General features: G+C 60.0%; 8 protein-coding genes and 1 pseudogene. 5 read left to right on the forward strand and 4 right to left on the reverse strand.

Annotation, left to right across the window (positions count from 1 at the left end):
* Positions 1 to 180: 180 nt before the first annotated feature.
* The 4 genes from tssL to tagH form a co-directional block, all read right to left on the reverse strand.
* A complete protein-coding gene (gene tssL, locus AAC035_RS15325) occupies positions 181 to 1,473 on the reverse strand; it encodes a type VI secretion system protein TssL, long form (protein ID WP_339805664.1) in 1,293 nt (430 codons plus the stop codon).
* Positions 1,474 to 1,514: 41 nt separating this feature from the next.
* Positions 1,515 to 2,837, reverse strand: coding sequence for a type VI secretion system baseplate subunit TssK (tssK, locus tag AAC035_RS15330; protein ID WP_339805667.1), 1,323 nt, complete (start codon positions 2,835 to 2,837; stop codon positions 1,515 to 1,517).
* Positions 2,838 to 2,901: 64 nt separating this feature from the next.
* Positions 2,902 to 3,366, reverse strand: a complete 465-nt coding sequence (gene tssJ / locus AAC035_RS15335) for a type VI secretion system lipoprotein TssJ (RefSeq protein ID WP_339805668.1) — start codon at positions 3,364 to 3,366, stop codon at positions 2,902 to 2,904.
* A 6-nt stretch (positions 3,367 to 3,372) separates the two neighbouring features.
* Positions 3,373 to 4,566, reverse strand: coding sequence for a type VI secretion system-associated FHA domain protein TagH (gene tagH, locus AAC035_RS15340; protein ID WP_339805670.1), 1,194 nt, complete (start codon positions 4,564 to 4,566; stop codon positions 3,373 to 3,375).
* Positions 4,567 to 4,900: 334 nt separating this feature from the next.
* Here tagH and AAC035_RS15345 point away from each other — a divergent pair, with 334 nt between their 5' ends.
* The 5 genes and pseudogenes from AAC035_RS15345 to greB form a co-directional block, all read left to right on the forward strand.
* On the forward strand, positions 4,901 to 5,188 hold the full coding sequence (locus AAC035_RS15345; protein ID WP_339805672.1) for a PAAR domain-containing protein: 288 nt from the start codon (positions 4,901 to 4,903) through the stop codon (positions 5,186 to 5,188).
* Between the two features lie 49 nt (positions 5,189 to 5,237).
* Complete coding sequence (locus AAC035_RS15350; protein WP_339805674.1) at positions 5,238 to 7,232, forward strand: serine/threonine-protein kinase; 1,995 nt, start codon at positions 5,238 to 5,240, stop codon at positions 7,230 to 7,232.
* Positions 7,233 to 7,367: 135 nt separating this feature from the next.
* Positions 7,368 to 7,628, forward strand: a complete 261-nt coding sequence (locus AAC035_RS15355) for an acyl-CoA-binding protein (protein WP_339805676.1) — start codon at positions 7,368 to 7,370, stop codon at positions 7,626 to 7,628.
* Between the two features lie 179 nt (positions 7,629 to 7,807).
* Positions 7,808 to 8,125: a site-specific integrase gene (locus AAC035_RS15360; protein ID WP_339805678.1), complete on the forward strand. Its 318-nt coding sequence runs from the start codon at positions 7,808 to 7,810 to the stop codon at positions 8,123 to 8,125.
* Positions 8,126 to 8,161: 36 nt separating this feature from the next.
* A pseudogene (gene greB, locus AAC035_RS15365) lies at positions 8,162 to 8,454 on the forward strand (transcription elongation factor GreB); the annotation flags it as partial.

Below are 8,454 nucleotides of genomic sequence, written 5' to 3' on the forward strand. Positions count from 1 at the left end.
AGCAGGAAAACCAGTCTGGCGGCCACCGATGCCAATGGCTTCCAGTCAGCAATGGCCAGCAGCGGTCCACCAAACCAGACCAGCAGTACCAGGGCTGCGAGGCCAAGCACCAGGAATACCCGGCGCCATGTCAGAAAACCGCTCAGGCGGCGAATCCATGCCATGTTCTTATTCCTTGCTTCAGCGTTCCGGAACCAGAATGATGTCCACCCGGCGATTCAGTGCCCGGTGCTCTGCGGTATCGTTGGTAACCAGGGGTTCAGCCTCACCGCGGCCTTCCGGCCACAGCCGGCCGCTCAGGTTGCCGGTCTCCGCCAGCAGGTCGGCCACCGACGTGGCGCGGGCAAGGGAAAGGTGCCAGTTGGAAGGATAGCGAGCCGTGGCGATGGGCCGGTCATCGGTATGGCCGGTCACCAGAATCGAACCGCTGGTGGTTTCCAGGGCCCGCGCGATCTTGCTGATCACCGGCATCATATCTTCCCGGACGCCGACACCACCGGATTCGAACAGGGCTTCGTTGCCGATCCGCAGCCGCGTGCCCTGGCCTGCGGTGTCCAGCTCCACCAGGCCACGGTCTATTTCAGTTTGCAGGATCTGACGCAAATAGCGGGCATCGTCGGGATTGCCGGGGCCCGCCTCGGCCGCCCGCTCCGGAACGCCGATCCGGTTCAGCTCCGCGAGCACCGGTGAGGCCTGGGCATTGAGCTGATGTCCCAGCCACAGATAGCCAAGCAACAGAACCACTCCGCATATAGCGGCGCCGGCCCACAGCGGTACACCGTGACTGAGCCCGGTACCCGGCGTAACCCGGGACTCCCAGCTGCGGTCAAACGGCGTGGTAAAACGCCCCTGGTCGGCACAGATTTCGTGGTACAGACAGTCCCGCAGGATATCCAGCTGCTCTTCACCCCGGTCTTCCACCCTGTAACGCCCCTTGAAACCGAGAGACAGGCACAGGTACTGCAGCATCATCACCGGGATATTGCCGGTGCGACGGGACTTGTCCACCAGCTCGAAAAAATGGGTACCGGACCAGGTCTGGGAGTGGAACTCCGACAGCAGGGAGTGGGCTGCCCAATGCCCGGTCTGTCCCCAGGGGCTGTTCAGGACAATTTCGTCCAGCAGCGCGCACACGCAGTAAGACCCTACCTCCACCGTGTCCGGCCCCTGGTCCTGGGCTTTCAGCGCGCTGCGGTATTCACGGATCAGGTCCATACACTGACGCCGCAGCTGACCCACATCCTTGACGGACTGGGCCTTGGCCAGCCGATTGGCCAGCGACAGCAGACGCGACGCCTCATCGCAGACCGGACCCAGCTGGGTCGACGGCAACCGAAAACGGTCCGGGGAACTTTCCTCACGGGCGGCGGAAGCGAGAATCGTCTGGTCACCACTGGCCGTCGGCGCCGGACCTGGTCTTGGCGGCACCTGACGGGCACCTGGCCTTGGTTTGATTACGGTGTTGTCGTTCATCTCATCGTCCCTGGTAGAGTGAGCTCAGGCAAAGCGACCGGCTACTGGCGAATGGCCCAGAGTTCCAGCTTCAGGCCCGGGTAGTTACCGGACACATGCACTGCCAGGCCACCACTTTGCTTGAGCTGCTGCCAGCGGTCGCCCTGACTGTCCAGCAGGAAATAGTGATAGCCCGCATGGAACGGGATCTGCCGCGGCGCCACCGGCAAGGCACTGACCGAAATACCCGGTAAATGGTTGTTCACCAGATCGCGGATGTATTCCACCGGTCCCAGCTTGATCTGGGCAGGCAGACGCCGGCGAATATCCTCGGTGGTCAGGTCCGCATGGACCGCCAGCACAAACTGGGCGGTTTCCAGCATCGACTTGTCGGTGAGCGGTGCCACCTTGATACCAAACTGGGCTTCTTCCAGCTTCAGCGCGACGGCGGTCTGCTCAAGCACCGTGCTCAGGGACTGGCTCAGTGCGGCCGCCAGATCTCCGAAGGTTTCGGTGAGCCGGTCGTGGCGATAGGGCGGCAACTGGGGCGGACTCTTCTCGGCACGGGTGAAGGTCGCCAGTTCACCAATCAGTGATACCGCCATTTCGTAGAAACGTTCGGGGTGCACCCGGGGACTGGTTTTCAGATGCTCGAGTGCAGGTTGCCAGCGGTTCAGCGCCTGCAACATCAATACATCAAACAGGGTGGTGGACTGCTCTGCGCCTTTTTGCATGCGCACCGCCAGCGCCTTGCCCCGTTGTTTGATCATCGACAGAGACTCCCGCAGCAGCGACGCCAGCGGGGTGATCCGATCGATATCCAGACAGGGAGGAATAAAACTGCGATCAAGCCGGACTTCCTTGCCGGCAATCACTTCCACCACCCGGGCTACGGGGATACCCGCATAGCCGGCCATATCGTCACGTCCCATCCGCAGGCAGGGATTCAGGCAGGCAAGCCCCAGCAACTCCTCTTCACCGGCCTCGTCGGAATCATCCAGCACCCGGGTCTCCCGGAACAGGTAGCGCGCGACCTGGCTCTGGCCCTCGACCGCAATGTTCACCCCGACCTGCCGTTCCGTGGGCACGGCCAGCCAGACAAACTCGTCGCGGGCGTCACCGGGCACTTCCAGTACCAGGCCATCACTCTGGTCAACCACAAACGGCATACCATCCGGCAGAATACCGTTGGCACGGACCACACTGACCTGGCCCAGCGCCAGGGCCTGATCATCCAGTGTCAGCTCCGAAACACCGTAGCCATGGGGGGCCAGCTGCTCATGGCGCTGCCGTGCACTGTGGTACAAAAACCGGTCCTGTTGCTGGAAATGCTGGGGCCGCAGCAACATGCCCTCGGACCAGGCAACTTTAGCTAATCGTTCCATGATGTTTTCCCGTCCCTGTGAACCCGGTCTGGCCCGGCGGCCGTCCTGGGTCTGCAGCGATCATTCAGTTGTAGACCCGGTTTACCGTCAACCCGTCAAGCTCGACATTGAGCGTCTGATAGGCCCGTGGCCTGGCGTCAATAACCAGTTTCCACTTTGCTTCCTCGATACCCTGAAACGCTGCCACAATGCCGATATACCGGGTTTTCCGATTGAGCTGCATGGGGTGGACGTGGACCAGACCTGGTCTGACTACCAGCTCACTCATGGACAACAGATCCTTTTCCAGAATGGCCTGGAGTTCGTCGTACAGATCGAAAAACCCGGCACTGCGGAAGGTATCTTCGGACGACAGCTCGTACACCCGGACCACCACCGGAGAAGGCCGGCTGGTGGCGTCCGGATTTATGTTGCCCATGGCCTCGAATCTCACGTTGGTGTATGGATCCACCACCGCGTTCGCCACCACACAACCGCCCAGCACTGCCACCAGGCTCAGGAACAAACATTGAACACTGCGTTTCAGCATGTCTGACTACTCCCTTTCACTACGACTAACCGCCTGTTCGTAAGCGTCTACAAATGTATCGCTACGCAACACGCGCCGGATATCTCCGTACTCTTCCCGTTGCCGGGCTTTCTGCTGGCGAATGGCCTCCAGCCGCCGGCCCCGGCCAAAAGGACGGCGTCCTGCAACCTCCCCCTCATCCGGTGCCAGCAAGTCGGCGATCACCTGCTCGACGCCGCTCAGCAATGCCTTTTCATGACTCAACAGATCGTCAAAGGCCTGGTTTACCGACTCTTCCGGACCAAGAAAGGAGCTGTGGGGACGCAACAGCAGACTTTCGAGCACATCACGGGAGGTGGCAGAGAATTTGAGGGGGTTGTTCTCACTGCGCCGGAACAGAGTCTGCTTTACTCTCAGCTCCTGCTTTTGCTGGGCACGGACATGCAACAGGTCCAGAAGGCGCTCCAGCAAGGTGCGCGTCAGACTGCCCAGGGCAAGGTACTGACTGGCAGACAGGGCATCACCCTGCGCCGGATCCAGGCCCAGCCCTTCCAGCAAGGCGGCCAGCTGTCCTGGCTGCACCGGCTTCCCCTGCGCCTCAGGCACGCCTCTGGAACCCCAGTTCCACTGATCAGGAATCTCGGGGCCCGGTAAATCCACATGGGTATCCGCCAGAAAGCGTTCATTCAGACCAGAGGCCAGCGGTGTATCCAGTGTGCCTGGCGCCAGGAGCTCGGTACGATCGGTCCCATTCAGTTTCAGTTCAGGGCGGGCAGAGGCCGCAGAACCCAGGGGCCGGTTCTGGACCGGAAGGCTTGATCCGGGTCCGGCAGCAGCCGACGCCTCTTCCCCGGCATCCCCGCCAGCGAGCGAACCAGAATCACCGGAGTTGGCGGATGCGTGCAGGGTGACTGACAACTCGTAATCACCTATACGCAGGCGATCACCATTGTTCAGTACCTGTTCCTCACCTTTGCCCAGCGGATCGGACGACTGGTTGATAAAAACACCATTGGTTGAGGTATCGCGAATCAGGAACTGATCGCCGTCTGCGCGGATTTCGGCATGACAGGAAGACACCACGCGGGAAGGATCGGGAAGCGGCCAGTCACAGGAGTCAGCACGGCCAATGGAGCACACCCCAGCCGGGCCGAAACGCCGACTGGCGACAACAGAGGGGGAAAGCCGTTGGTAGCTGGTAATTACGAGCTCCAGTTCCATGAGCTGGTCCATCCTTTGACAACAAGTCCTGACCCGCCGTCACAGAGACCGGGGGCACATTCCTGACCTCGCCCATGGCAAGGTACATCCTGGATTGGTGGCTACGGTTGTCCAGTTGACGGGACAGGCACCGGCAGCAACCAGCGAAGATTATTCAGAGTCCCCAGCAAAGTCAATCGACAGGTCACCGCGTCAGGTCACCAGACTTTCAGTAATCCGGGACCGTTCACATTACTCGAACTTAACGAAAGTCAGCCCCTTGACGCCAAGGTGGCAAACTGTCTAGCATCCGATTCTCAGGAAGTTCCAATGTCTCACGGATGGTGACTGAACCATGGCTAAGCCCGCAGCCTTTCTTGGCGCCTTTCATGTCTGTCCGGCCAAAACCGGAAAGGTCCCTCACGTCGGCGGCCCCACCCTTGCTGCCTCCAGCAACGTTTTTGTCGGCGGCCTCCCCATTGCCCGCGTCTCTGACAAACTGGTCTGTGTAGGACCTCCGGATACCATCACCCAGGGCTCATCATCGGTCACCGCCAACGGACTCGCCATTGCGCGTCTGGGCGACGGAACGGCTCATGGCGGTAAAATTGTTGTCGGCAACCCCACCGTCATTATTGGCTGATGCCGGATTGCCGTTATTGAACAGCCTCTGAATTGCAGGAAGCCAGCGCATGGATGCCACGGATACCGCCCTCAAAGACAGTACCAAGTCCGGGATCAACCAGCAGCCCGCCAGCAATCCGAAGCCAACTGCAGCTGCGGCCGAAGAAAACACCGGTAACCGACGCCACAAACGCCTGGGCATGGTATTGAATGCCCGCTACCGGATTGTTTCGCTGATCGCCTCCGGTGGCATGAGCGATGTCTACAAGGCTGTCGACCTGCACCTTGAGCAAGCCGGCAGCAAGGATAATCTGGTTGCCCTGAAGATTCTCAGAACCAGCCTGACCCGCGATGTCGCTGCACGCAGTTTGCTGGCCCGGGAGGCGGCCAAATCCAGGCGACTGTCCCATCCGAACATCATCCGGGTTCACGAGCTCAACCACGATGGCGAAAACTGGTTCCTGGTGATGGAGCTGCTGGATGGAGAACCGCTGTCACGGATCATTCAGCGGGCGCGGCCCAACGGACTCAAGTGGAAGGGCTGCAAGGCCGTGCTGCGCCAGGTATCGGATGCCCTCGCGTTCTCCCATAAACAGGGCATTGTTCACGCTGACCTGAAACCGTCCAACATCTTTTTTACCAAAGAGGGCACCATCAAGTTACTGGACTTTGGCGTTTCGCGGGCGCTTCAGTCCCACCAGCCTGAAGACTATCTGAATCCCAGGACCGAGGACGAAACATCAATCTACGGCTATACCCCGGCGTATGCCTCGCCGGACCTTATTGCCGGCAAGGACCCCACGCCCCAGGACGACCTATACGCGCTCGGCTGTATCAGCTTCGAACTGCTGTCAACACGTCACCCCTTCGACCGTGAAAAGGTCAGCGAACGGCAGCTGGCCAAAGCCCGGCTGAGAAAACCGCGGGGCATGCCCGCCAGGTTCTGGCGCGTCACCCGTCAGCAACTTCGCTACCAACCAAAAGGCAGCTCTCTCGATGAGCTTCAGGCCACGCTCTCACCTCTGCCCTGGTCTACCTGGGGCCTGACGGCAGGCACTCTGGTTGTTGCCGCCATCGGCTCGGCCTTCTGGCACTCCGAGTATCAGCGGGCGGAAGCGACCGAACGACAACTGGCGCAGATTCACGACGAGCAACTGGCGCTGGCCACGGTACTGGACCAGCCGCCGGATAAACTGACCGAAGCGGCCGCCTACCTGCCTGACCTGCAGAAAGCCGGGGTGCTGCGACTGAAATCCGATCTGGTGCTGACCTGGTATCTGGAACGGATCGAAAAAATACTGGGCGCATCCGCTCGCAGCGAGCTACCGGATATTCCGGCGGCGCTGGCGCTGATCGCTGAAGCCAGCCAGCTCTATCCGCGGGATTACGATCTGGTACGAATTGAAGCCCAGATCCGTCGCCGGCAGCAATCACTGGAAATCGCACTGACCGACGACCTCAGCGCCCGCCTGAACGAAGGCAGTTACCGGAATGCCGAGGAGTTTGATGCGGTGCGCAAGCTCGGTGCTGACCTGGACCTGATTGGCGGAGATCCGCTACAGCCTTCCGGTGAAGCCGCCGAGGTGTTTGGCCAGCAGCTGACCTCAGCCTTGCAGGACAACAATGATGCAGCGCTTGCCAGACTGCTGACCATCGGCGATCAGTTCTTTACCGCTTCCGCAATGGTCAGTGACAAGCTTGACCGGGCCCGGGGCATGGAAGATGCCATCCGACAGCTGGAAAATTACCATGCCAGGGTTGCTGACGGTCACAGCGCCACCCCGTTCCCGACCCAGGCGGCCGAGCACTTTTACGGTGAACGTTTCGGGCACTGGCAAACCGCCATTTCCGACGCCCGAAATGCCGGCGAACTGGATCGCGTGTATCAGGAGCTGAGTGTTTTGCAGGAGCGGATACCCTCTGATTTTGCGCCGCTGGGACAGATTCGCCAGACCCTGGCAGACGCCTATCTCGCCCAGGGCGATGCCTTGCTTGCCCGTAACCAGACCCGCCAGGCCCAGCCGCTGCTGCGACGTGCCACTGAACTGATGCGCCAGCCCTGATCTGACGCCTCCTGCGGCATCGACGCCCATCCCTCCTGAAGGCTATAATTTCCCGGTCTGCGCTCCCTGAATCGACAGCGCAGTCCCGAAGGGAAGCGATTCCCTGCGCCAGGAACGCACTTACAGGAAATCAGCATGAGCGACCTCAAAACCCGTTTCGACGAAGCCGTCAACTACATCCAGACCGGGCAGGGCGACGTCAAACCCTCCAATGAACTGAAACTCGAATTTTACGCCCTCTACAAACAGGCCACCGAAGGCGATGTCAGCGGCAAACGCCCGGGCATGATGGATTTCGTCGGCCGGGCCAAGTACGACGCCTGGGAAAAAACCAAAGGCATGTCATCGGAAGAGGCCATGCAAACCTACATAGACCGACTCGAAGCGCTCAAATAAAGCGGCCATCCGGTTCGGCCAGGCCGCTTTTCTTCCGGAATGGCGCATTGTTCAGGGGGCTGCGACAGCCTTCCCGGTTCCGGCGCTTTGCGGCCTTCTTTGTTTTGTCATAAGATGCCGCCACTATAACAACAACGATACCACCCATACGGGTACAGTGACGCTCAGGAAGAAAGTTCATGCATTTAACGGAAGCACTCGAGCAGACCCGGCCTGGCCTGCTGAAACGGATTCAGGTCGCGGCCCAGCACCAGCAGTTCAACCAACGGACACGGCAGAGCTACCTGCACTGGATCTCACGTTTCGTGATGTTCCATGAATCAAAAACGCCCGAAACCCTGGTGTCCGAAGACCGGCAAGCCTTCCTTTGTTATCTGAGGGACCGTGCGCAGATCTCACGGGCAAAAATGAACCAGGCCAGCCAGGCTCTCGCGTTTTTCTTTGAGCAGGTGCTGGGCAAATCCGTCGATGATTCGCAGACTGCACTACCAACCTGATTACCGCCCGCCGAACAGCGAACCAGCAGAGTATTGATGCGCGCAAAACTGATTACCCGGGCCGGATTTGAAGCCCTGAAAGCCGAAATGGATCAGCTGTGGCGCATTGAGCGTCCCGAGGTCACCCGCAAGGTAACCTGGGCTGCAAGCCTCGGTGATCGCAGTGAAAACGCCGACTATCAGTACAACAAGAAGCGGTTGCGGGAGATTGATCGTCGCTTTCGCTACCTTGAACGCTGTTCCCGTGAGCTACGGATAGTTGACTACGCTCCGGAACAGGAAGGCCGGGTGTTTTTTGGTGCCTGGGTGGTGGTGGAAAACGAAGCAGG

This window comes from uncultured Marinobacter sp. (assembly GCF_963974375.1).
GTDB lineage: Bacteria > Pseudomonadota > Gammaproteobacteria > Pseudomonadales > Oleiphilaceae > Marinobacter.